The 23688-nt window shown below is 45.7% G+C and carries 26 protein-coding genes and 1 riboswitch; of the genes, 16 read left to right on the plus strand and 10 right to left on the minus strand.

Annotation, left to right across the window (positions count from 1 at the left end):
• Nucleotides 1-165: 165 nt before the first annotated feature.
• Nucleotides 166-360, plus strand: a complete 195-nt coding sequence (locus tag DY78_RS01830; protein WP_024624733.1) for a hypothetical protein — start codon at nt 166-168, stop codon at nt 358-360.
• 37 nt (nt 361-397) lie between these two features.
• On the opposite strand, the gene crcB is transcribed toward DY78_RS01830, so the two are convergent.
• Both crcB and DY78_RS01840 read right to left on the minus strand, forming a co-directional pair.
• Nucleotides 398-751 carry a fluoride efflux transporter CrcB gene (gene crcB / locus DY78_RS01835; RefSeq protein ID WP_024624732.1) on the minus strand — a complete coding sequence of 118 codons (354 nt, stop codon included), beginning with the start codon at nt 749-751 and terminating at the stop codon, nt 398-400.
• A 1-nt stretch (nt 752) separates the two neighbouring features.
• Nucleotides 753-1136 (minus strand): fluoride efflux transporter FluC, encoded by a 384-nt coding sequence (locus tag DY78_RS01840; protein ID WP_024624731.1) that lies wholly within the window; start codon nt 1134-1136, stop codon nt 753-755.
• Nucleotides 1137-1433: 297 nt separating this feature from the next.
• On the opposite strand from DY78_RS01840, the gene DY78_RS01845 reads away from it, so the two are divergent.
• Entirely contained in the window at nt 1434-2942 is a 1509-nt protein-coding gene (locus DY78_RS01845) for an ATP-binding cassette domain-containing protein (RefSeq protein WP_024624730.1), read from the plus strand.
• 70 nt (nt 2943-3012) lie between these two features.
• On the opposite strand, the gene DY78_RS01850 is transcribed toward DY78_RS01845, so the two are convergent.
• Genes DY78_RS01850 through DY78_RS01860 form a run of 3 tightly spaced genes read right to left on the minus strand, consistent with a single transcriptional unit; the run spans nt 3013 to nt 5678 of the window.
• On the minus strand, nt 3013-3672 hold the full coding sequence (locus tag DY78_RS01850) for an energy-coupling factor transporter transmembrane component T family protein (protein WP_024624729.1): 660 nt from the start codon (nt 3670-3672) through the stop codon (nt 3013-3015).
• Entirely contained in the window at nt 3669-5087 is a 1419-nt protein-coding gene (locus DY78_RS01855) for an ABC transporter ATP-binding protein (protein WP_024624728.1), read from the minus strand. The genes DY78_RS01850 and DY78_RS01855 overlap by 4 nt, the downstream gene beginning before the upstream one ends.
• 15 nt (nt 5088-5102) lie before the next feature.
• Complete coding sequence (locus DY78_RS01860; protein WP_024624727.1) at nt 5103-5678, minus strand: ECF transporter S component; 576 nt, start codon at nt 5676-5678, stop codon at nt 5103-5105.
• A gap of 103 nt (nt 5679-5781) precedes the next feature.
• Nucleotides 5782-5875: riboswitch (TPP riboswitch) on the minus strand.
• Nucleotides 5876-6018: 143 nt separating this feature from the next.
• On the opposite strand from DY78_RS01860, the gene DY78_RS01865 reads away from it, so the two are divergent.
• Nucleotides 6019-6492: a glutathione peroxidase gene (locus DY78_RS01865; protein ID WP_024624726.1), complete on the plus strand. Its 474-nt coding sequence runs from the start codon at nt 6019-6021 to the stop codon at nt 6490-6492.
• 41 nt (nt 6493-6533) lie between these two features.
• A complete protein-coding gene (locus tag DY78_RS01870) occupies nt 6534-7364 on the plus strand; it encodes an aldo/keto reductase (RefSeq protein WP_024624725.1) in 831 nt (276 codons plus the stop codon).
• A 494-nt stretch (nt 7365-7858) separates the two neighbouring features.
• Here the strand turns inward: DY78_RS01870 and DY78_RS01875 are convergent, their stop codons facing one another.
• The 3 genes from DY78_RS01875 to DY78_RS01885 form a co-directional block, all read right to left on the minus strand.
• Nucleotides 7859-8050: a hypothetical protein gene (locus tag DY78_RS01875; protein ID WP_024624724.1), complete on the minus strand. Its 192-nt coding sequence runs from the start codon at nt 8048-8050 to the stop codon at nt 7859-7861.
• Nucleotides 8051-8197: 147 nt separating this feature from the next.
• Complete coding sequence (greA, locus tag DY78_RS01880) at nt 8198-8665, minus strand: transcription elongation factor GreA (protein WP_024624723.1); 468 nt, start codon at nt 8663-8665, stop codon at nt 8198-8200.
• A gap of 70 nt (nt 8666-8735) precedes the next feature.
• Complete coding sequence (locus DY78_RS01885; RefSeq protein ID WP_024624722.1) at nt 8736-9620, minus strand: LysR family transcriptional regulator; 885 nt, start codon at nt 9618-9620, stop codon at nt 8736-8738.
• 132 nt (nt 9621-9752) lie between these two features.
• On the opposite strand from DY78_RS01885, the gene DY78_RS01890 reads away from it, so the two are divergent.
• From DY78_RS01890 to DY78_RS01905, 4 genes are all read left to right on the plus strand, one after another.
• Nucleotides 9753-10517, plus strand: a complete 765-nt coding sequence (locus tag DY78_RS01890; protein WP_024624721.1) for a sulfite exporter TauE/SafE family protein — start codon at nt 9753-9755, stop codon at nt 10515-10517.
• 458 nt (nt 10518-10975) lie between these two features.
• Nucleotides 10976-11689, plus strand: coding sequence for a glucosamine-6-phosphate deaminase (locus DY78_RS01895; protein ID WP_024624720.1), 714 nt, complete (start codon nt 10976-10978; stop codon nt 11687-11689).
• A gap of 169 nt (nt 11690-11858) precedes the next feature.
• Entirely contained in the window at nt 11859-12137 is a 279-nt protein-coding gene (locus DY78_RS01900) for a hypothetical protein (protein WP_024624719.1), read from the plus strand.
• Between the two features lie 70 nt (nt 12138-12207).
• Entirely contained in the window at nt 12208-12513 is a 306-nt protein-coding gene (locus DY78_RS01905; protein ID WP_024624718.1) for a hypothetical protein, read from the plus strand.
• 43 nt (nt 12514-12556) lie between these two features.
• Here DY78_RS01905 and DY78_RS01910 read toward each other — a convergent pair whose 3' ends face one another.
• Nucleotides 12557-13507 carry a zinc-binding dehydrogenase gene (locus tag DY78_RS01910; RefSeq protein WP_024624717.1) on the minus strand — a complete coding sequence of 317 codons (951 nt, stop codon included), beginning with the start codon at nt 13505-13507 and terminating at the stop codon, nt 12557-12559.
• Between the two features lie 91 nt (nt 13508-13598).
• Here DY78_RS01910 and DY78_RS01915 point away from each other — a divergent pair, with 91 nt between their 5' ends.
• Nucleotides 13599-14411, plus strand: a complete 813-nt coding sequence (locus DY78_RS01915) for a MerR family transcriptional regulator (RefSeq protein WP_024624716.1) — start codon at nt 13599-13601, stop codon at nt 14409-14411.
• Nucleotides 14412-14556: 145 nt separating this feature from the next.
• Here the strand turns inward: DY78_RS01915 and DY78_RS01920 are convergent, their stop codons facing one another.
• The gene (locus DY78_RS01920; protein WP_024624715.1) at nt 14557-15972 is read right to left on the minus strand and encodes a C69 family dipeptidase; all 1416 of its coding nucleotides are present in this window, start codon (nt 15970-15972) and stop codon (nt 14557-14559) included.
• 392 nt (nt 15973-16364) lie between these two features.
• Between DY78_RS01920 and DY78_RS01925 the strand changes: the two genes are divergently transcribed.
• From DY78_RS01925 to DY78_RS01960, 7 genes are all read left to right on the plus strand, one after another.
• Entirely contained in the window at nt 16365-18197 is a 1833-nt protein-coding gene (locus tag DY78_RS01925; protein ID WP_024624714.1) for a PTS mannitol transporter subunit IIBC, read from the plus strand.
• A gap of 24 nt (nt 18198-18221) precedes the next feature.
• Nucleotides 18222-20300: a BglG family transcription antiterminator gene (locus DY78_RS01930; protein ID WP_024624713.1), complete on the plus strand. Its 2079-nt coding sequence runs from the start codon at nt 18222-18224 to the stop codon at nt 20298-20300.
• Nucleotides 20301-20314: 14 nt separating this feature from the next.
• Nucleotides 20315-20764, plus strand: coding sequence for a PTS mannitol transporter subunit IIA (locus tag DY78_RS01935; protein ID WP_024624712.1), 450 nt, complete (start codon nt 20315-20317; stop codon nt 20762-20764).
• Nucleotide 20765: 1 nt separating this feature from the next.
• Nucleotides 20766-21923: a mannitol-1-phosphate 5-dehydrogenase gene (locus DY78_RS01940; RefSeq protein WP_024624711.1), complete on the plus strand. Its 1158-nt coding sequence runs from the start codon at nt 20766-20768 to the stop codon at nt 21921-21923.
• A 435-nt stretch (nt 21924-22358) separates the two neighbouring features.
• Nucleotides 22359-22640: a type II toxin-antitoxin system Phd/YefM family antitoxin gene (locus tag DY78_RS01950; RefSeq protein WP_024624710.1), complete on the plus strand. Its 282-nt coding sequence runs from the start codon at nt 22359-22361 to the stop codon at nt 22638-22640.
• Nucleotides 22637-22957, plus strand: coding sequence for a type II toxin-antitoxin system YafQ family toxin (locus DY78_RS01955; RefSeq protein ID WP_024624709.1), 321 nt, complete (start codon nt 22637-22639; stop codon nt 22955-22957). The genes DY78_RS01950 and DY78_RS01955 overlap by 4 nt, the downstream gene beginning before the upstream one ends.
• Before the next feature lie 220 nt (nt 22958-23177).
• On the plus strand, nt 23178-23414 hold the full coding sequence (locus DY78_RS01960; protein ID WP_024624708.1) for a hypothetical protein: 237 nt from the start codon (nt 23178-23180) through the stop codon (nt 23412-23414).
• Nucleotides 23415-23688 lie beyond the last annotated feature (274 nt).

Genomic DNA, 23688 nt, shown 5'->3' on the forward strand with positions numbered 1-23688 from the left:
GAAGCTGATCTTTTTTGTCCGAACAGCGTTCGGATTAATTTTACAATCTACCTAATCAGCCCGATAATTGTTAAAAGCGTGCTAAACTACTTTCCAAGAACGAATTCGTTCAACCAGCGGTCGCGACGACCGTAAGGAGGGAAGCTCCTACTACGGAGCGCACAAATGATCGGTTTTTTGATTGCTTTAGTAATTGGTTTCTGGTTGCTAAAAGTTGTCTTTAAAATTGGTTTTAAATTATTAGGCTTTATCTTCACGATTGTCATTGGTTTATTCTTACTACGAGTTTTCTTGTGGTTTGGGGTGGCCGTCTTGGCGATAGCCGGCGTAGCACTTTTAGCTAGTCCATTTAATAATTAAAAATAAGCATCGGCCTAAAATGGTCGATGCTTTTTCATTACAATAACGTCCCTAACCAAACCATCAATAAGCCACCAACTAGACTGACGCCTAAGTAGGTGCTGGCGGTTTTGAGATGATGATTGCGCGCTAATAAAATAATTTCATTAATCATGGTTGAGAAGGTGGTTAAGCCTCCCATAATCCCCGTGCCAATAAATAATTGCCACATGGGAGCCAAATCACTAGTCATATCCCAACCGAGTAAGCCAGCCCCAACTAAGTTAATAATCAGCGTAGCGATTGGTAGGTTGAATCGCTGATTTAATGGCTTTGCTAATTCTGTAGCACTATAGCGAATTAAGGCACCGAGGGCCGCCCCAGCGCTAACGGTTAAAATCATTTGCCACATTTTAAAATTCCTCCGTGGGTAGCCAATGTTCGCTTAATAAGTTGCCGGCTAGGCCGGCGAGTAAGCCGAGTCCCAAACTTGCGCCAACATAGGCGAGGACTAACCCGGTTTGGCCGCGCTGCCACAGCTGTAAGGTTTCTAACGTGAAGGTGGAGAAGGTCGTGAAACTGCCGACGAGCCCTACACTCATCCCGGTCACAATGGCGGGACTCACTGGTAACCGGGCCGGTAATAGGGTCGTCACGAAGCTCAGAAGAAAGGCGCCGGTAACATTGATGATGACGGTAATCCAAAAATGTTGCGGCCAACTGACTAGTAAGCCGAGCCATTCCCGCAAGCCGCCTCCCAACATCGCAAATAGCGCGATGGCGATAATCTTTTTCAAAGTGCGCCACGTCCTTTCAGAAAATAGTTCTAGTTTACCGGAAAAAGTGGGGGGCTTGCAAAATATTTTTAAACATGCTAACCTTTGAATCAACATTTGAAAGAACGGGGTATGCAGCCAATGCGCAACTAATCAATAACTAGTAACTGAACAGGACTATCGCTAACTTTAAGGGGTGGACTGTCTTTTCTAGGGATTGATTAGGGGCCAGGCTAGCGACCAAACGCCAGCGGTCTCAGTTTGAGGACGCTTTTTTTGTGCCCACGATTAATCCCAGTACCTAAGGGGGACTTTTGAATGTCTGAAATTAAAATTACGAAATTATCGAAACAAATCAATGGGCGGGTCTTATTTACCGCCGACCAACTATTAGCGACGGATCATGACCACATCGGAATTGTGGGGCGCAATGGTGCTGGAAAAACGACCTTAGCGCAGTTGTTACTAGGGCATGACACGGAGTATACCGGCCAATTAGTTGTCGATACGCCCATCACCTATGTCCCACAAATCGCCCCAGCTCACGACCGCAGTGGGGGTCAAGCGATGTTAGACCGGGTGCGTCAAGCGTTGGCACAACGACCAGCAATCTTGATTCTGGATGAACCGTCGGCTAACTTGGACGAGCCGCATCAAGCTTGGCTGCAAAAACAATTAAAACAATATCGCGGGTTACTGTTGCTGATCTCACATGACCGGCAACTCTTGAATGCCGTGACGACCCAAACATGGGCCATTCGTGACCACCAATTAGCCGTTTATCCGGGAAATTACGCGGCTTATTTAGCCCAAGTCCAACAAGCGACCGCGACGCAGCAAGCAGCTTATGAACGCCAAAATCGGCATGCCCACGATTTAAAACTCGCCATGCAAGCTCGACGTGAAAAAGCGCAGCAAGTGCGTAAAGGCGCACATTTGACCCCGAATGAGCGGGCAAAAGTGAAGTCAGTGCTAGAAACGACGGCCGGCAAGATGGAACATAGCGTCCGGGTATTAGCCAACCGCAGTGTCCGCGAGCAAACAGTCGCCAAGCCGTTTACCCAACATGGCTTTAAGCTGGTGGCGACCGACTTTCCGACGTTCAATGGTAAGACGATTGCGGCCGCTAACAACTTAACGCTACGCGAATATGGCAAAACGCTATTGCAACAAACCACTTTTCAAGTCAAACCGGGCGAACGGTTAGCGTTAGTCGGGCCTAATGGTTGTGGGAAAACTACCTTGATTAAGGCCCTATTAGCGGGGGCACCGGGACTGTCCGTGTCACCGGCGGCCAAAATTGGGGTCTTTAATCAAGATATGACCGCGTTAGATGGCACCAAAACGGTCTGGCATTTAGTGCGAGCAGCTAGTCAATTACCAGATCAAACGTTACGCAATGTCATGGGCGCCTTAGGGTTACCGGCCCGTTTTTACGACCAACGCGTCGATGGCCTGAGTGGCGGCGAATTGGTTAAACTGCAACTGGTCTGCATCTTAGTCGGGACGTATAACGTCTTAATATTAGACGAACCGACCAACTACTTAGACGTCGACGCCTTAGACGCGTTAGCCGACTACTTGCAAGCCTATCCCGGCACCGTCATCTTTGTCTCACATGACGAGCCGTTTCGCAAACAAGTCATGACGCGCCAATTACAATTCAAAAATCAACGGTTAGTCGACCCGGCACAGGTGGCCACTAAAGCGAGTGCCCCGTCGGACTTGCCGTTATTGCAATTTAAGTATGATCAATTGATGGCCGACCCGCTCGCCAAAACGGCGGATATTCAAGCGTTACGTACGCAAATCGAAGCTTTAAAATAAATAGGTGTTATCAAAAAAGTCGTCACGACAGCGGTTAAAAACCGTAGTCGTGGCGACTTTTTTTAAAGTGTTAACGCCAAGGAATGGCAAAGGCACCAATCTGTAATAAGCCAATGCCGATGACTAGGATGGACCAGTCGCTAGCCCGTAACGGGACGTGGCGATAGTGCGTCCGTGGCGCGTCTTCAACAAAACCGTGGGACTGCATCGCTTGGGCCAAATTCTGCGACCAATTGATGGAGACTAAGATGGCTTTGAAATAGAGCTTCGGTGACCAAAACGATAACGTCTGTCCGCGCATGAGCCCGGCCATCCGAATGACTTTAACTTCATGTTGAATTTTAGGGACTAAGTTATAGGCGGCGAGAACGCCGTATGCAAATTTGGCGGGTAAGTGCCAGTTTTGTTCCAGCGCATCAGCTAGTTCTAAAATGTCGGTAGTCAAGGTGAAAGTAGCGCCAGTGAAGACGAAGGCGTAAATCCGCGTGAAGAGGACCCAAGCCATCTGGGCGTTATCGCCGGTCCCATTGATATATTGCGTACTCCATAAGCCAATGGCGGGCAGGAGTGGCACAATCAACAACCAGCCTAACGTCTTCAGGCTGGTCCGACGCCAGAGCAAATACAAGGTAGCGAGAATCACCAGCGCGATATTCAAACTAATAATCGTCGTGAATGATATTTCCAGGGCAATAATGAACAATAACAGGAGCTTAATACTCGGGTTCACGGTGCCACCTCCTGATATTGCAACTGGTGCTGGTCGAAACGCAAGTGATAATCAATCAAGCTCGTGAGCCCGGTCAGTTGATGACTAATAATAATCAAAGTTTGTTGGGTCGCCGCTTGCGTTGTTTTTAACAGCGTGACTAAGGCGTCGACGGACTTTAAGTCGAGCCCTTTGAGCGGTTCATCCATTAACAAAACGGGTGACTGCATAATGAGCATCGACAAAATTTGCAGCTTCTTTTTTTGGCCCTCACTCAACGTATAAATGACTTGTTCATCACGACCAGCTAAATTCAATTGCGTCAAGGCTTGTTGAATCCGGTCGGTTGTAAAGTAGTCGCCGTAAGCGTACTTTTGACTTTGCGCCAGTTCTTCAGCGACGGTGATATTTAGAAATTGGGTCTCCGCATCTTGAAATAACAAGGCAATCTGGCGCGCATAGCGTTTGGCTTTGAGTTTTTGAATGTTATCACCGTGATAGTTGATCTGCCCGGTGTACGGATTCAACCGCACTAATGCTTCAAACAGGGTTGATTTGCCACTACCGTTGGGCCCCGTAATGAGGGTATTGCGGTGGTCTAAAAATTGTAAGTCCGTTGGCTGTAAGAGCACGAACGAACCTTGTTGTAATTGGACTTGTTGCAAATCAAACAAGGCATTGGGCGCGTTTTTAGGCAATGGCCAATGGTGGTCACTAGCAGCTTGCGCCGAAAAAGCGGCAAAAAAGTGGGGCCACTGCGGCTTGGGTAGGGAGCTCAAGCTGCGGTCGGCATTAATTTGCACGACTTGGTCGACCAGTGTCTCATAATCGGTTAAGTCGTGGTCAGCTAAGATAATCGTCTTACCGGCGTCATCACGTAACTTGATGAGGCGCCGCAAGAGACTAGCCCGGGCCGCCGGGTCGACACTGGCAAACGGTTCGTCCAGTAAAATCACGTCGCTATTCATGGCGACAATTACCGCTAAGGCGACTTTTTGTTTTTCGCCCCCCGACAAGTGGTTGATTTGCCGGTCTTGTAAGTCGCGGATGCCGACAAAGTCGAGGGCTTCGTTGATACGGTTCGTCATCACTTGCGGGTCCACTTGCCGGTTCTCTAAGGCAAATACGAGCTCATTTTGAACGGTGTCCATCGCAAATTGTTGATTCGGATTTTGAAACATCAGCGCCACTTGACCGGCGCGGTCGGTGGCGGCTAAGGTCGCTAAATCTTGGTCGTCATACGTAATTTGACCATGGTCAGCGGGTAATTTTATCAGTCCGGTCATTAAACGCAATAAAGTGGATTTCCCCGTTCCAGATGGTCCCGTCAATAAGGTGAATTGATGGGCGGGCAGGGTTAAATTAACGTGATCAAGGACGGGAACGGACGCCTCGGGATACGTATAAGTTAAATTGTTGAGCGTAATCGTTGCCATCCCAAAGCCTCGTTTCTAGTTGCTGTGACTTGATTTTAAAACGTGACTGCGGTCCAGCATATCGGTAATCAGACGGGTGAGTAAACCGCCGAACACAAACATCGAAATAAAGCGGACCACGAAGTATAAAATCAATAACCAAAGTTGTAATTTGTAGTAGCCGTTCCGCGCTAAGTCCCAACCAAATGTCACAATGGTCGTGGTGGCGGCGGAAGCGGTCAAGCCAAGCCAGTCGTAATGTTTGTAGCGGGTGACGATGTAGCCTAATTCGGCCCCAAACCCTTGGACGATTCCGGAGATCAACGTGGCAATGCCCCATTGCCCCCCGAAAAACATTTCAACGGTGGCCGCTAACAGTTCCCCTAAAGTGGCGGAACCTTTGAGACGTAACATGTAGCCCGCTAACATCCCTGGCATACACCAGAGTCCTAATAATAATTCATTGGCCAAGCCACCTAACCCGATTGGCGATAAGGCGGCGGTCAATACGTCGTAAACGTAATTGGTCCCCATAAAGATGGCCCCAAAGAAAATTCCAATTAAGGCCAGTAAAATGACGTCACTTAAATACCATGATTTTGCCCATTTCATCAGCAAAAACCTCCTAAAGTAGTGTGGTCATTCGAGCTGCTGCATAACAAAAAACGCCTGCCACTAGTAAACAGTGGCAGACGGCTAAGTCATTTTTGATGGTTCCCCAAATAAAGCATTGCTCCCTGCGCTGGCATTATCCAGATTCAGGTTCAATGGGTATTATCTCAGCCGTGATGGCACCCCAGTTGCTAGAATGATACGTTCAGTGTAACGGATTTATTTTGATAGCGCAACCAATTTTGTCGGCTTGAGCAAAGTTTATTGGAAAATCGCAATTTTGTGCTTTACTAAGGTTAAGTAACTCACTGACGGCTTTGTCAGTTTGGAGGGAATTGAAATGACATCAATTTATGACTTTAAAGAAACGGAAATGAGCGGTGCAACCCTCGACCTTAACCAGTATCGGGGCAAGGTGTTGCTAGTCGTCAATACGGCCAGCAACTGTGGGTTAGCGCCACAATTCAATGGCTTAGAAGAACTCTATCAAAAATATCAAGCAGAAGGCCTAGTCGTGTTGGGCTTACCATCCAACCAATTCCATCAAGAAAAGGCCGATGATGAAACGACGCACGATTATTGTCAACGGCACTATGGTGTGACCTTCCCGATGACCAAACGGGTGATGGTCAATGGCGATGCAGCCGACCCGTTGTTTACTTATTTGAAAACCACGGCGGGTCATGGGCGCATCAAGTGGAACTTCACGAAGTTTTTAATCGGCCGCGACGGGCGGGTCCTTGACCGCTTCGCCCCGGTGACGAAACCGGCGACTTTTGAAGCGGCGATTCGCGATGCCCTCGCTGATCGGTAATTGTGGTAAAGTGAAAAAGTAGTTTGAAGGAGGCTTTTTTGTTGGAAACTTATACATTACGGGATGGGTTGACCATTCCAAAAGTTGGTTTTGGGACTTATTTATTGAATGGCGCGCATGGCGTCCAAGTGATTGATTCCGCGATTGACCGCGGCTATCGTTTGCTCGACACGGCCTTTAATTATGAAAATGAAGGCGCGGTCGGTGAAGCGGTGCGGCGGTCATCGGTGCCGCGTTCTGAATTGATTATTTCATCAAAATTACCAGGTCGGCATCAGCATTATGATGAAGCCATCAGCACGATTCAAGAATCGTTATACCGTGCCGGCTTAGATTATTATGATTTATATTTGATTCATTGGCCAAACCCAAAAGAAGACCACTATGTCGAAGCCTGGCAAGCCTTAATTGATGCGCAAAAATTAGGCCTAGTGCGTTCAATCGGGGTATCTAATTTCTTGCCAGCTCATCTCGACCGTTTGGCGAAAGAAACTGGCGTCATGCCGGTGATTAACCAAGTCGAATTACACCCGTATTTCAACCAACAAGCCCAACGTGATTACGATGCCGCGCATGGCATTTTAACGCAAGACTGGAGCCCGCTTGGTCGTGCCAGCGAAATGTTGAAGAATTCCACGTTACAAGCCGTGGCAGCTCGTTATCACAAAAATGTTGGCCAATTAATTTTACGGTGGGAACTTCAATTGGGCACTTTACCAATTCCCAAGTCCTCAACGCCGAGTCGGCAGGCCGGCAATCTCGATTTATTTGATTTTGAAATCAATGCCGCTGATATGGCGACAATTAACAGCTTAAGTACGGCGGATGGGCGGTTGAAGAACCAAGATCCGGCGGTATATGAAGAATTTTAATGAAAAAAAACTGGTCGCCTGGACGATTTTGTCAGGTGACCAGTTTTTTTAGTTAAAACATCAGTAGTGCATTTTGAGGATTTTTCTAGTAGCCGGTTATTGCCGCTGCCAGCTAGATTGTTTCTTGATAGTAATGGTGCCAGCTAATTCGGTTTGGTGGTCGTGCCGATTTGTGGTAGATATTTTTGTTCGTTATTGTGAAATACGGTTAACTCGCAATTATAATAACCAGTTTTGAGAAAGGCTCCTAATTTAAAATCCTAACCCATGTAAGGCCGCGACGAGTGCAGTGCCACTAAAGACTAGAACTAGTACAACGATAAGGATAAACCCACTCCAATAAGGATGATTATGCAAAATTTTTTTCAAAACAAATTCCCCTAACGATAGTATTCAGTCATGTGGAAGTAATTGCCGTAGCGTTTCACGTCACAATATTTAAAACGCTACAACGATTGCTTAATCTATCAATGTCGCATTTATTGCCGACTTCATTAGTTACTCTGATGTAGCTTCTGCCGAATCAGCAAAGAAATGTTAACGACTGCCACGATAAATAAAATTAGCAGCCCTAGATTGCTGAGCCAAGGTGTATGCGTTTTGAAGAAAGCCATCTCATGACCTAAGATGAAGGTTATGGTGCCAATCCAAATAAAGTAATTTGTGGCCGAATATGGATTTTTCATATGTTAAGCCCCCATTTATGATTACACTATTAATAATAGCAGAATGCGGGCGGTTAGCCTCGGTTAATTGTAAGCAATCAAAAAATAGCGCTAAAAGTAGCCATTTAAGCCGCTTTTAGTGCTATTGCTGCCTTAGTTACTAAGGTGCTAAATAGTAATCTCAATAATCTTAACTTGGTAATCGCCGTTTGGAGCCTTAACTGTTACAACATCATCGACGGTGTGGTTATTTAAGGCGACACCAATTGGGGACGTGAATGAAATCTTGTTAGTTTCCAAGTTGGCTTCTTGTTTACCGACTAATTGATAAGTGACTCGATCGTGGTCATCCATAAATTCTAGGGTGACCGATTTACCGATATCCAACTTATCATTATTGGCCGGTTGGACGACTTTGGCGTATTGCAGTTGCTTGTTTAAAAAGCGTAACCGGCTTTCTAAGCGGCCTAAGTCGCGTTTGGCATTCGTATATTCCGCGTTCTCAGAGCGGTCCCCTAAAGCGGCCGCAGCGGCTAATACTTTGATACGGTGTGGCCGCAGCGCTTTCAAGTCTTCAATTTCTTGTTCGATGGCTTGATAGCCCGCGGGCGTCATTTTATTAAAAGTTGGTTCCATGGACATTACCTCGCAGCTCATGAATTTCTGGGACTAGTTTACCGCAACTTGGGTCAAATTTGAATGTGAATTACTGATTTTTGAAGGCTTGCCGAATTTGATTAACTAATTGACTTTGCACCGGTGAAAATTGGGTTGAACGGCGATAAGCTAATCCCACGTTGAACTGTGGTACGGTGGTGTCAGTTAACGGAATCCGCACAAGTTGGCGGTCATCAATCGGCACGGCTTGACTCATCAAGGCGATGCCGACTTGGTTAGCCACCATATTCAAAACACTTTGGATTTCGTTGGATTCAAAAATAATCGGCGGCTGGATATGATTTTGTCGTGCTAAGCGTTGAAAGGCCTGGCGATGGACAAAATGGTGTTTTAAGGCCACGAAGGGATAATGCTGTAACTGCTTAAAAGCTAGCCTAGGTTGTTGCGCTAGCGGGTGATTGCGCGCAACCACGATGGTAAAGGGCTGTTGGTCGAACCGTTCGACGGTGATGTCTGGTTCATCGAGTTCATCTAAGTAACCGAGCAGCGCTAAATCCAGCTGGCCGTTTTTTAGATTCGTTAAGACGGCCAGTGAGCCTTGACTGACGGGTTCGATTTGATTGAAAATGCTCGTTGGTAGTTGCCGGGCGACTTGTGGAAAATAGGCAATCTCAATAATCGGTGGCATGCCGATGCTGAGTTGGTCGTGATCAATATGGGCCACTTCAATACGCATCAGTTGCGCTTCAGCTAATATCTGGCGGGCATGAACTAATACCTGATTACCCGTGGCAGTGATTTGAATCGGTTGGTGCGGATTACCGCGTAAAAGTAATTTGGTTCGTAATTCGGCTTCTAAACGCTTGATGGCGGCCGAAATCGTCGGTTGACTCACGTTAAATTGTGCCGCCACGGCCGAAAAGTTTTTTTGCTCAGTTAAGGCGACATAATATGATAAATCTTTAATGTTCATGGCAAACTCCTTGATACCAGCAGTATTTGGTAGCGACTATTATGATTTCCTATCATACCATGGCTGTTTGACTATTTAAAAAATTCGGTGCTAATCTTAGGGCAACTTCATAAGAGAGAGTAAGTGAAATTGATGTTAGCGATGTTAAAACTGAGTTTGATTTTATTACCAGTCGGCGCGATTGCCGGCATTGTTAGTACGGTTGGGGGCTTAGCGTCCTTAGTTTCCTACCCGGCGTTGTTGGCGCTAGGATTGCCGCCGGTCACCGCTAATGTGACGAATACGGCTGGCTTAGTATTTACTGGCGTTGGTTCCGCAATTGCGTCGCGGCGTGAATTAAAAGGGCATGCCCGCGATTTATTGATGCTTTTGCCACTGACGATTATCGGTTGTATTGCGGGGGCGTTATTATTATTCGCCATTCCCGCGGCAACTTTTCAAAAAGTCGTCCCGTTCTTTATTTTAGTGGCGGGGATTCTGATTTTAATACCGCGGCACTTACCAGCTGAACAGCCCGTTACGACCGGTTTTTCATGGGTCACGGTAGCCGCTTGGTTGGGCGTCTTTGGCGTTGGGGTCTATAGTGGTTACTTCGGTGCTGCCGGGGGCGTTTTGATGTTGTCGATGCTGGCTGTCATCAGTGATGCGCCCTTTGCGGAATACAATGCGCAGAAAAACTTAGCGCTGGGCGCTGCCAATTGTGTGTCGACGGTCGTGTATGCGATGCAGATGCGCATTCCTTGGAGCTGGGTGTTACCGCTGGGGATTGGCTTTTTGATTGGTGGCTTAGTTGGTCCGATGATTGTGCGGTGGTTGCCAGACCGGTTAGTTAAATTGGTGATTGGGATTGCTGCGCTGGGGCTGGCGGGGAGTTTGTTTTATCAGGCGTTCTTTTAGAATTTTCGTGGTGATGGGATCCTTGGCGGTGTGCTGGGGATTTTTTTGGTTGGGCGGGGTTTATCTATATTGTCGAAACGCGTTTTTTCGAGCAGCGCCCTCCGCTAGCTACGTTAACACCCCTAACACGGAAAGTTCACCGCGTCAGGGGTGTTAACTAGGCTATGCTCGGTCGCTAACCGCTCGAAAAAACGCTCTATAAATAAAAAAATAGCCAACAGCATATTACAGCCTTGGCTAGTCGTAGAGTTTCTCACGCTCTACGGAGTTACGAACATGTTAAGTATAGGCATATTAATGGTAAATTACAATTCTTTTGCTACGTTAAAGCCCGATAAGTCGTATTTGGCACCGGTTGCATTGACAAATATTTTAAAAAATTCAAACAAACCTCTTGAATTTTAGTCTAGACCAATATACAATTGGACTATACCAAATAAAGAGGGAGTCAGTTAATTATGAAAGTTATCGTAGTAAAGGATCAAGCTGCCGGCGGCAAAGAAGGATTTAAAGTATTTAAAGACGCTTTAGACAATGGGGCTAAGGTATTTGGGTTGGCTACTGGTTCGACACCCGTTACAACTTATCAAGAAATCGTTAAGAGTGACTTAGATTTCAGTAACTGCACATCCGTTAACTTGGACGAATATGTTGGGATTGCACCTGACAACGATCAAAGTTACAAATACTTTATGCAATCACATTTATTTGACGCAAAACCATTCAAAGAATCATTCTTACCAAACGGTTTAGCTTCAGACCCAGCTGCTGAAGTAAAGCGTTATGACAAAGTTATCGACGAACATCCAATCGACTTACAAATCTTAGGGATTGGCCGTAATGGTCATATCGGCTTCAACGAACCTGGGACTGCTCGCGACGTGACAACTCACGTGGTTGACTTAACCCAATCAACGATTGAAGCTAATGCCCGTTTCTTCGCTAGCGAAAATGATGTTCCTAAGCAAGCCTTCTCAATGGGCTTAGCTTCCATCATGAAGAGCAAGCACTTATTGCTTGAAGCCTTTGGCGAAGACAAGGCCGATGCAGTTAAAGGAATGATCGAAGGTCCTGATAGTGTTGATTGCCCAGCCAGCATCTTGCAAAACCATGATAACGTTACGGTTATTATTGACGAAGCAGCTGCTAGCAAGTTAAGCAACAAATACTAAACTTAAATTTAAAAAGTTAACGCGTCGTGACGATTATGCTGTCACGGCGCTTTTTTTGGCCTGTTAAAGTTAGTTTGTTCGCCTTATAATTAAAATAGTGTTAGGAAATAATTGTTGTCATATCGACAACAAGTGGTTTCAGCACCAGACGCTGAAGTGGGGGACTCTTATGTGGAAAAATTTAGCACCAACGACACCAACGCTTAAATGGTTTGGTCTCGTCAGTATTTTACTAATCATTGTCGAGCCGTGGGTTGCCGCCTTGTGGCCAGCTGTCGGCATTGGCGCCGCGGGTTCCGGGTTGATTGGGCTGGGTACGTATGGGGAATTTTTACCGTACTTTCGTCACTCGTTTGGCCGGCGGGTCTTGTTAGCGTTAGCCATCGTCATCGTTACTGTCATTACGATGATTTATTCGATAGCCGTTTTCATGTTATTAAAACGTTAATAAACCAAAAGCTTCGCCCAATATTTTGAGTTGGCGAAGCTTTTTTGCAGGCATTCATGGAGGAACATTTATGAAACAAATCAATCAGCATTTTAATCAGAATTTGAGTCAGCAGTTTACGCCCCGAACTTTACACTTTTTAACAATTGTGGCGACCATTATCGGGGTGGTCGTCCTCAGCTTACCGTGGTTGGGATTGAATCGTGTGGCCAGTTGGAGTGCCGATTTATTGTTTTTCATCTTGGCAGATTTAATCATGGTCAAATTGGCGCAACATCGAGTTAATTTTCTAGTCAGCATCTTCGTTGGCGTTGGCAGTGCCTTTATAATAACGTTGATTTTAGTTTTATACATCGGTCTAGTGACCGGCAAATAAAAAGCCGTTGGCAACGCTTGCCAGCGACTTTTTTCAATGTAGTTTAGTTGTCATCATTGGTTACAATGACTTCCCCCATTTGGGGATTAGCCATCACAAAATCGTGGGCGGCACTAATTTCACGTAGGGGGAACACTTTGGTGATTGGAATGGTGAGGTGGTGCTGATTAATTAAAGTGAATAGCTCATCAATCATCGCTTGGTCGACGTAACCAGAATCATAATCGGTCAAATAGCGATTTTCCAATTCAAATGGTGAAAAGTCGGGCATAACCCACTCACCAGCTAATAGTCCTACCACGCAACACGTACCGCCAACGCGAATATGCGCCAGTGAATCATGGACCGTGGCCGTGCCTACTAAGTCGACGATACCATCGAAGTTTGCAGTCGTTTGTAACTGCCCAGCTTGGTCTAAAACAACGTCATCAGCGCCGGCAGTTTTGAGTGTCGTGACTCTGTCAGGTTTGCGCGTCGTGGCAACGACGGTCAGACCAATGGCCTTAGCTAATTTAATCATTGCTAAACCGACGGCACTAGTACCACCACGAATGAGCATGCTTTGGCCGGCCTGCAACCGGAGACTTTTTACGGAACCCCAAGCGGTGACAAACGTTTCTGGATACTGTGCTAAAGTAATCCAGTCGCCGGTGTAGTCAACGGTGTAGAGTTGTTGATTGGGAACTAGGGCGTATTCTTGATAGCTACCATCAAACTCGCGACCGAGACCGCCATTTAAAGTAATCACGCGTTGGCCAACCGTTAGTCCAGAATTCGGGGTCGTGGCATAAATCTCGCCGACCGCTTCGACGCCAATAACGCGTGGAAAAGTGACGGTTGGTGAGCCGCCTTCGCGAGTCAGGACTTCGTAACGATGAACCCCAAAGGCATGAATCTTAAGAACCGAGTGCTGGGCATCCGCGGTTGGAATTGGCCGGTCAACCATGGTCATCGGCGCGTGCTTGCCAGGTTTTTGAATCACAATTGCTTTCATAAATAAATCAGACTCCTTTAACTAACTTTTTGATGTCACTTGTAGTGTAAACTGTAACGTAAGGGACAGGTCAAGAAAGGGGCTGTAAAAAATGTTAACGATTCGTAAATTTGCTGATTTAGCGGGGACCACCCGCCGGACTTTACTATTTTATGATGAACAAAATCTCTTTAAACCGATACAAGTTGCGGCTAATGGGTATCGGTGTTATAGCTATGACCAACTCTATCAATTGAAATTCATTTTGCAGCTGCGGCGGTTAGGGTTATCAATTGCCGACATTAAACAGCTAGCGGCTGCTGACCAACCGGATGCTTTAAATGCCCAGTTACAACCAGTATTAGCTAAAATTCAAGGTGAAATTGCAGCATTAACGCAATTAAAAACGACCTTGTTAACGCGTTATCAGTCAGTGATGCCCGCCACGGTGCCGACTGAACTAGCCACACCGGCTATTTTGACGCGCCCAGCGGCTAAATTTTGGTGCTCGCCACAGTCAGTTGGCTGCACTGACGAGGCTATCAGTGAATTGTATCGTCAATTTTATGAATTAGTCGGACCGTTGAAATTAGTTGATCAACATGAGTCTGGTTTTCTGACCGCTTTGGTTGGTAGTGATCCCGACGCCTATCTCACGGCTAATTTTCGGATTATTAAAGCTGTGACTACCGCGCCGGCTGCTCAAATCCCTGTCATTACGCGGCCAGCTGGGCGTTATATTGTCGCGACCGCTGCCAATAGTCGCGCGAGTGTTCAACGCGCTTTGGCTAGCATTCAACAAACGGTAGCTAAACAGCAACTATCAATTGCTGATCAGTATTGGCAGTTCAATCTTTCTGAACAGCTAACTAGTAAAGCGGGGTCCGCTAAAATTGCCATTGAATATCAAATAATAGTGGCATGAAATAGGGTTGGTACCGGAAGACACAATTTGGCTAATTTCAAGGTAAATAATAAACAGTGGTCACCAATTTTGGTGACCACTGTTTGGTTTATGCCATTTGAATAATAAGGACATCTAACTGACAAGTCCCGGTTAACCGCAAATATTATAAGTTCTGGCCCTTTTCCCAACTCGTTTTGGAAAGCAGTAAGCCATGTTTAACTAAGGCATCAAATAGGTCATGGGTCCGTTTAGAAATCTCAGCGGCAGTTTCGGCGTTAGCTTGGGTTAAGTACGCCGCTGGGTCGCCGGTCAAGTTAGCATCGGTGGCGGCTACGCGACCGCGGGCATATGATTGGCAACCGTCCTTAAAGGCATTGACGGCTTCGGCGAATTCGTGCCAGTGTGGTTCGATTAAGACGGACAAGGTCTTGTTCAACCAATAAACGTTGTCGACATCGACGCGGTCGGTCGTATTTTGGTAATCGGCTGGCGTGTCAGTGATATTGGTAAAGAATGGGACATATGGGGCGTAGGCGAAAAAGCCCATCGCAATCCATTGAATGGCGGCTTGTTCAGCGGGGACGGCGTTGCGAATTTGTAAAATCGACGAGCATTGGTTCCGGTCCATGGCGATTGGCCGGTATTGTTGTTGTTCGACCGGGGTCCCCGATGCAAAGGTGTCAAATGGGTCGTATGGGGTACCATTGTAGTGTGAAGATAGGAAGAATTGGACATCTTCAATCGCTAATTGGTGGCTCGGTTGACGATACATCGGCATATCTTGCGCGGTTGGTTGTTGGTCGAGTTCGGGATTGAACAGTTTTTGACCGTACCAAGTCCGCGGCGTGTTGTAGTAGGCATCGGCTTCATTGTGCGTGCCGAAGATTTCACGGAAATTAAAGTGTTCCGGACTAGGATTCAAATGATATTGGTTAACGAAGGTTAGCAAATCGGTCGCCCCTAAGAAGTTATCCGTATCGGTCAAGTCCATTTCTTGTAAGACGGTTTGGTTCGGCACGATGGCATACGTATCTTCTGGTAAGCGGATAGCACCCCAATGGTGACCACCCGCAGTTTCAAGTAGCCAAATATCATTATTATCATTAAAGGCAATGCTATTGCTTTCACCAGTACCGTACTTTTCAAGTAAGGCGCCGAGTCGTTGGACCCCTTCTTTAGCGGTCTTAATGTAAGGCAATACCAAAGTGAGCATGGCTTCTTCATCGACCCCGTCGTGCACGAGCGGGTCGAAACCTAACACGCGGGGATTGGTTGCGGTGGTTTCAGTGGCGCTCATCCCAACGTTGAATTCATTAATCCCAGCTTCTTCATAGCGGCCGTCACTTTGGTCCGCTTGGGGTGTGGCGGTGTAACGGTAGGCGTGGTCGGGTAAGGGCACGTTAACTCCGGTCGTGACCGAGGTGTAAGTGGCGTTAGGCTGATCAGTTGCCGCATGGACGATAAATTTAATCGGGTTGATGGGGCCGTAACCATCTTCGTTACGCGCCACAATGGTCGAACCATCGATGCTGGCCCGTTTACCCACTAAAATTTCAGTACAATCAGAACTTTTCTTCATATTACTGCCTCCCTAATGTTTTCAGTATAGGAGTGTTTTGGCAGTTTTCCTAGGGTACCGGGCAATAATTCACATTTTATATCGTGATTGATTGGGACTTGGTAGCCGTAAAAATTAAAAATAAATTAGAAAAAGCGTTATCCGAAGCGTGGATTTTAGAAATTGCACTTGTGAAACCGTAATCATTTATTCGCAAATACAAACGGTGATAACGATAACGAAGCTGATATATCAATGATAAATCAACTTTGTGCCAACTTTGGCACTTGTGAATCGGTGAGTTTAGTTTTGGCACAGTTGGGTGTGCCACGGGTCTACCTAGAACTTCTTGTAACCGTTTTCTTCGCCAGCTATGATAGAAGACGTTAAGAAAAGGAAAGGAGCTCTACCTGATGAAAGAAACTGTAGATACTGCAACTCCATCCGCTCCGGTTGCAAAGAAAAAAGTGGGCGTTAAAGCCCGCGTCCAAAAATTTGGGAGCGCCCTAAGTAACATGGTTATGCCGAACATCGGCGCCTTCATCGCTTGGGGGCTAATTACCGCCATCTTCATGGCTGGTGGTTGGTGGCCTAATGCTGATTTAGCTAAGATGATTCAGCCGATGGTTCATTATTTATTGCCATTATTAATTGCCTTTACCGGTGGGAACATGCTTGCCGGCCATCGTGGTGGGGTCGTTGGGGCCATCGCGACGATGGGTGTCATCGTTGGTTCTTCGATTCCAATGTTTATTGGGGCCATGATTATGGGGCCTTTAGGTGGTTGGTGCATCAAGAAATGGGATGACGCCATTGCCGATAAGGTCAAAAGTGGTTTTGAAATGTTGGTCAATAACTTCTCTGCCGGAATTATGGGGATGTTGTTAGCCATCGTTGGTTACTTTATGATTGGCCCAGTTGTTGCCGGTGCTAGTGCCGCAATGGCAGTCGGTGTTAACTGGATTATTAAAGTAAAACTCTTACCATTAGCTAACGTCTTCATTGAACCAGCTAAGATTTTGTTCTTGAACAATGCGATTAACCAAGGTATTTTGACGCCACTTGGGATTCAAGCAGCCTCAAGTGCTGGTAAGTCAATCCTGTTCTTACTTGAACCAGATCCAGGTCCTGGTCTTGGTATCTTGTTAGCCTTCGCCTTATTTGGTAAAGGTACTGCCAAGGCTTCCGCGCCAAGTGCGATGATTATTCATTTCTTCGGTGGGATTCATGAAATTTACTTCCCATACGTTTTAATGAAGCCAGCATTGTTCTTAGCAGTTATTGCCGGTGGGGTTACTGGTACCGCCACGTTTAGTCTCTTAAACGTTGGTTTGAAATCAACCCCATCACCTGGTTCGATTATTATGTTATTCGTCATGTCACCACGGAGTCTTTCCAACTATATTGGTTTGATTGTTGGGGTCACATTAGCGACATTAGCTTCATTTATCGTCGCAGCCATTGTACTGAAACGTGACAAATCAACCGCGACCGATGATTTAGCAGCCGCCCAAGGTCAAATGAGTGCCATGAAGAATGGTAACGCTGATGACAGTGAAACGCCGGCTGAAGCCGCTGACGTCATTGCTTCATACAAAGACGTTGACCACATTATCTTCGCTTGTGATGCTGGGATGGGCTCATCCGCAATGGGGGCTTCCTTATTACGGGACAAAGTCAAAAAAGCCGGTATCGATATGTCCGTTACGAACACTGCGATTAGCAACTTGAAAGATGAACCCGGGTTGTTAGTCATTACGCAAAATGAATTAGCTGACCGGGCGGCCCAAAAAGCACCGCATGCCTTACGATTAGCCGTGGATAACTTCTTGAGCAGTCCGAAATATGACCAAGTGGTCGTTAACTTGAAGGCGCGTGACCAAGTCAGTGATGACGAACCAACGTCACAGGCACCAAGCGCTCCCGTTGAAAATGCGGCTGATTTACCGGCTAACTTGAACTTAGACCTCGTTAATGAAATCGTCTTTGTCCATCATGATGGTCATTTAGGGACAGCAACGATGGCGACTTCCTTAATGAAGGACCGGGTCAAGAAAGCCAATAAGAATGTGGCGGTTAAGAATTTAGGAATTGATGAATTAACGGATGAAAACAGCTTGTTAGTTGTTTCCAGTCCCGAAGCGGCCAAGAACTTAAAGACCCGTTATACGCAGGTTCAAGTGCTGGTCACTGACGATCTTTTGAACTCACCTAAGTATGATAAGATGGTAGCAGCATTAAAATAAACCGTTATCATATGAGGTGGCTCCATGGTTAAGTTCACACAACGTCAAGATGAATTACTACAATTACTGTTAGCAACGCCGGATGGTTTGGCAATGGATCAGATTGAAACCGCCATCAATAGCAGCCGACGGACGATCTACCGCGAATTTAGTAATTTAGAATTAGTGTTAGCCAACGCTAACTTAAAAATCGTTAATACGGCCCATCGCTTTCAGTTAAGCGGAACGCCGGATGATTTGGCTGATTTCAAAGCCAAGCTCACCGTCAGTCATGGCACGGCGCCCACGTTTGATTCGCAAACGCGGCAAAATGCCTTGGCTTGTCGGTTGCTGATGGCCAATCGGTCGATGAAGTTAAAAGAATTGGCGCTCGACTTTGATGTCAGCGTGGCGACGATTTCCAACGATTTGACGTCTTTAACCACGCCGTTTGATGATTACGAGTTAACGATTGAACGGCTCAAGTCCCGTGGTATCCAAGTCGCGGGCACGGAAAGTAACATCCGCAACTTGTTTGCGACCATCTTGAATAACGCGATTAACGATTACGAGTTTTTCAAAACGATTGGCCGCATTCAGCGGGGCTTAGCGGTGGTCGCCACCGACGAGCAAGCGTACTTTCTGCATCAATTGGATGCGCCGACGTTGTTGCAATGTTACCAAGCGGTTCGGAGCTTGAAGAAGAAGTATTTCGCTTCGGTACCGGATGGTCAGTTGCAACAACTCATCATCACTTTAACCACGGCGGTGATGCGGCTCCAACACGGCGACCAAGTCACATATTTGCGCGGCATTAACCGAGATGACTTCTTGAAGTATCAACGGATTGCCTTGGCAATTATGACACAGTTTCCTGAAGCCATTAAGACGCAAATTACCGGCGCCGAAATTGATTTTCTCGCCCAACAGATCAAAGGATTAACGTTTCGAATCGACCAAGATGCGTCGTTATCAAATTATGACTTGCAGCTCACGTATCGCGTGAAACGCTTGATTGATGCGGTCGCGACCAACTTCAATTGGTCGTTTGGAACGGATGATAAGCTACTGAACAATTTAACGGCCCACATGCAGATTGCGTTACAGCGCAATGGTGTGCCGGGACCCGTACCACCGAGTCCGGAACTTCAAGAAGTCCGGAACCAATATCCGAAACTTTATTCGGCGGTGGTTCGCGGGTTTGCCGCAACTTTTCCGGATCAAAATTTTCAAATTGATGAGTTAACGTATTTGCTAATCCACTTTGCTAGTACGTATGAATTACAGTTAAGTCATCAAGCATTACGTGTTTTGGTCCTCTGTCCCAATGGGATGACGACCGCCCGCATTTTAAAAACGCGGTTGGCGCGACTCATTCCAGAAATTACGACGATTGACGTGGCTCGGATCGGGAATCTTGGTCAAATCGACTTACAAGAATTTGACATGATTTTATCCACGACCCAATTACCGGGTTTTAAGTTGAATTACCGGGTAGTCAGTCCGCTGTTACTTGAAAATGAAGTTAATGCGTTACGTGAGTATATTCATCAGTACTTCCCAAGTACGCAACCGGCTGAAACCACGCCGGTCGATGAAGAACCGCAAACGCAATTAGACTTCGACACGGTCTATACGCAAATGACCGCGGCCAAACAAATTTTAGACCGTTTCACAATTACCCCCATTAGTAATACGGATGAAACGGTGGCGGAAATTCTCGTCCAAGTGACCCGCTCGATTGAACCGCGCTTAGTCCGCGACCCCCTAGAAGTCGCCGGCAAGCTGTTACATCGGTTGAGCGTCGCACCAGTCGGAATTCCGAATACGAATTTGGCCTTAGTGCATACGTTAAGCCAGCAAGTGACCGCCCCGTATTGTGCCATCTTTGAACTCGCGACGCCAATTGCATTTGAAAGTATGGATAAGGCGACGATTCAGCTCCAACGCATCGTGTTGATGCTCGGTCCCGCTGACATCAGTGATTTTGATAATCGCTTGATGGGTAAGTTGAGTGCGTTAGTCATTGAAAGTCAGGAAAATACCACGACTTTTATGACCGGTGATCGCCAACAGCTTTATCAGTTAATTAGCAAAGCCTTTTTAAACGAACTAACGAAATAGAGTAGGTGAATAACATGGAAGCTTTAGATAAAAACATGATTGCGTTGAACCAACAAGTGGCCACGCAAGCAGAAGGCATCCGCTTAGCCGGTCAGTTATTGGTCGATGGCGGTTGTGTGGAACCAGAATACATCGACGCGATGCAAGCGCGGAACCAAGATGTATCCGTTTATATGGGTAATTTCATTGCCATCCCCCATGGTACTGAAGATGGCATGAAGTACATTAAAAAGACCGGGATTTCCGTGGTCCAAGTACCAATGGGTGTGAGCTGGGGTGACCCGAACGATAACGATGATGACAAAACCGTGACCGTTATTTTCGGGATTGCCGGCTTAAACGGTGAACATTTGAACCTCTTATCTCAGATTGCCATTTACTGCAGCGATGTCGCCAACGTGGCGAAATTAGCGGACGCTCAATCTGAAGATGAAATTATTAATTTATTAAAGGAAGTTGATTAGCATGTTAGACGTACATTTTGGTGCAGGTAATATTGGTCGCGGTTTCATTGGCGAAACTTTGGCCGACAACGGGTTTAAAATTACTTTCGTTGATGTCAACGAAACTTTGATTGATGAATTAAACAAACGCAACGGCTACACGATTGAATTAGCCGCTGAAGGTCAAGAACACATTGAAGTTCACGATGTTAAAGGGATTAACAACGGCAAGGATCCTAAAGCCGTTGCCGAAGAAATCGCGAAAGCTGATATTGTCACGACCGCGATTGGTCCTAAGATTTTGAAATTCATCGCACCATTGATTGCCGACGGGATTAAGTTACGTCAAGCTAACGGTAACACGGACCCGATTGATGTCATTGCTTGTGAGAACATGATTGGTGGGAGCCAATCCTTAAAAGGTTCCGTTTACGAAACTTTGAACGATGACGAAAAGGCCTTTGCGAACCAATACATCGGCTTCCCAAATGCCGCGGTTGACCGGATCGTGCCATTACAAAAACATGATGATCCATTGTTCGTTTCGGTGGAACCATTTAAAGAATGGGTCATCGACAAGTCGCAAATGAAGAACCCTAAGATTGAATTAAAGGGTGTCGATTATGCTGACGACTTGGAACCATATATCGAACGCAAATTATTCTCCGTTAACACGGGACATGCGACCGTTGCTTATACGGGCAATATGAAGGGCTATAAGACGATTGGCGAAGCTGTTAAGGATAACAGTGTCGTTGACCAAGCTAAGCGCGTCTTAGGCGAAACTGGGGACTTGCTCATTCAAAAATGGGGCTTTGATCCCGAAGTTCACCACGCATATCAAGCTAAAATTTTGAGCCGCTTTGAAAATCCATATATCTCTGATGATATCGAACGGGTTGGCCGGACACCTATTCGCAAGTTAGGTTTTGACGAACGGTTCATTCGCCCAATCCGTGAATTGAAGGAACGCGGCCGCGATTATAGTGCCTTAGTTGACACCGCTGGCATGATGTTCTTCTTCAACTATCCAAACGACAGCGAAAGCGTCAAATTACAACAAATGTTGCAAGACGAACCTATCGAACAAGTCATCCGCGAAACTACAGGCTTGAAAGATGAAGATTTAATCAATGAAATTAAAGCAGCTTATGAAAAGCATTTAGCTGAAACTAAGTAAGCTAGTTAAAAAATCGGTTACCAACCGCCATGGTAACCGATTTTTTTGTTGTAAATGGGTATAAAATAGTCGCTGGTCGTGTGGCAGGGGGCCGCCGTGGGGTAGACCTCGGGCCAAAGGGCGGTCCCGAGGGCGCTTTTGAACCTGGCCATAAACCGCACCAGTTTCAAAAGGCGACCCCAATATCGCGTCGGACAAAGCACCGACCCAATATTGCGACACGGCGGCCCCCTGCCACACGACCAGCTTGGGTTGTATTAATTGAGATTTCGCATTTTGCTATTTACGGGCTTTAAGTTGAGTGAGAACTGAATCGGTATTATTTAATCGGAATCATTACTATAAACCTGAGTATTTTGAGGTCTATTGGTAGTGGTTCTGAAAATGATGTACTAAAATAAGTACGTAAAAATGTATCGAAAGTAGGTGAATATAATGACTTTAGCATTAACACAAAGTGATTTCCGCACTCACTTAAAGAAGTATTTAGATGAAGTGAATGAAAATGATGAAACAGTGTATGTCACACGTTCGAATCATCGCGCGGTTGCGATTGTGTCTCAGGAGAAGTTGGATTGGCTTGAACGGTTAGCTCGTGCAAAAGATGATTCATTAGAATATGCCATTGCACGTGATCAGTTGATACAACGTGGCGTATTGCCAGATGATAAAATTGTTGAATCGGATGATGATTACTGGGGACAATTTGAAAAATGACAAAATTACGGTTTAAGCCTAGAGTAACGTTTAATCTTGATTTAAAGCGATTAGGAATATTGGACCCAACTATTATTGACGAGGTACGTGCAGCGATTGATTTTCTAATCGAGAATCAACATTTATCAAGTGAATTTAATGATCATGAGTTAGAACGGTATTATGCCGGTTATCGAGAATTTCATTTGCGAGATACGCTTAAAGGCAAGCAGCCAAGTGATATCAATGATGTATTAGTAATCTATATGATAGATGAGGATGACCTTACCCTGATTGGAATTAGGGTGGGGTCACATAAGCGGTTGTTTTCAAAGTGAATTAAATCCACTCATGAAAATCATTTAGTTGAAACTAAATAAGCTAGTTAAAAAAATCGGTTACCAACCGCCATGGGAACTGTTTTTTCGGCAATTCGCAGTTGGAATATAGCGGAGGTGAAACGCAATTTATTCAAGCAAGTCGTTTTTGAGCAGTATAATAAAGTTAAGAAATTGAAATTATTATTGTTCAAAGGCCATGCTTAATGGGGTGAAGATAATGATCAAATATTTAGCGGTACCGTGGAATTTATTGGTTGGATCTTTAGTACTGGTGTTCGGTGGGTTATCGGCAATCTTGACGGCGCTCATTCAATTAGACCGTGGTGTTAGTTACGGCGACTTACAACTGACACTGTGGGGTGGTTTTTTGCTGACCCTAGCTGGGTTTGTCATTGCTTTAGGAACCGCCATCTACGCATTGATTAAGAAACGCACCCATGTTAGTGAAAATTAACGGTAATAAAAAATCGATTCAGGCAAATTGCTGAATCGATTTTTTATTATGATTTTTGACGAAGTAAATTAGTGACGATTAAATAAATGCCGCCGAAAAACAAGCAGACATTTATCAGCCATGTGATATTTGTGAATGAGAAGGCTGAAAAAATATTGCGATTTAAATAAATGATCAATAAACCTATCCAAAACGGAATTTGTTTAAAAAAGTATTTGTTAAATGGTAGATTGCAAATTTAATCCGAATTTTTGGACAAATTGTTCAGCATAAC

The organism is Lactiplantibacillus fabifermentans DSM 21115, from assembly GCF_000498955.2.
Taxonomy (GTDB): Bacteria; Bacillota; Bacilli; order Lactobacillales; family Lactobacillaceae; genus Lactiplantibacillus; species Lactiplantibacillus fabifermentans.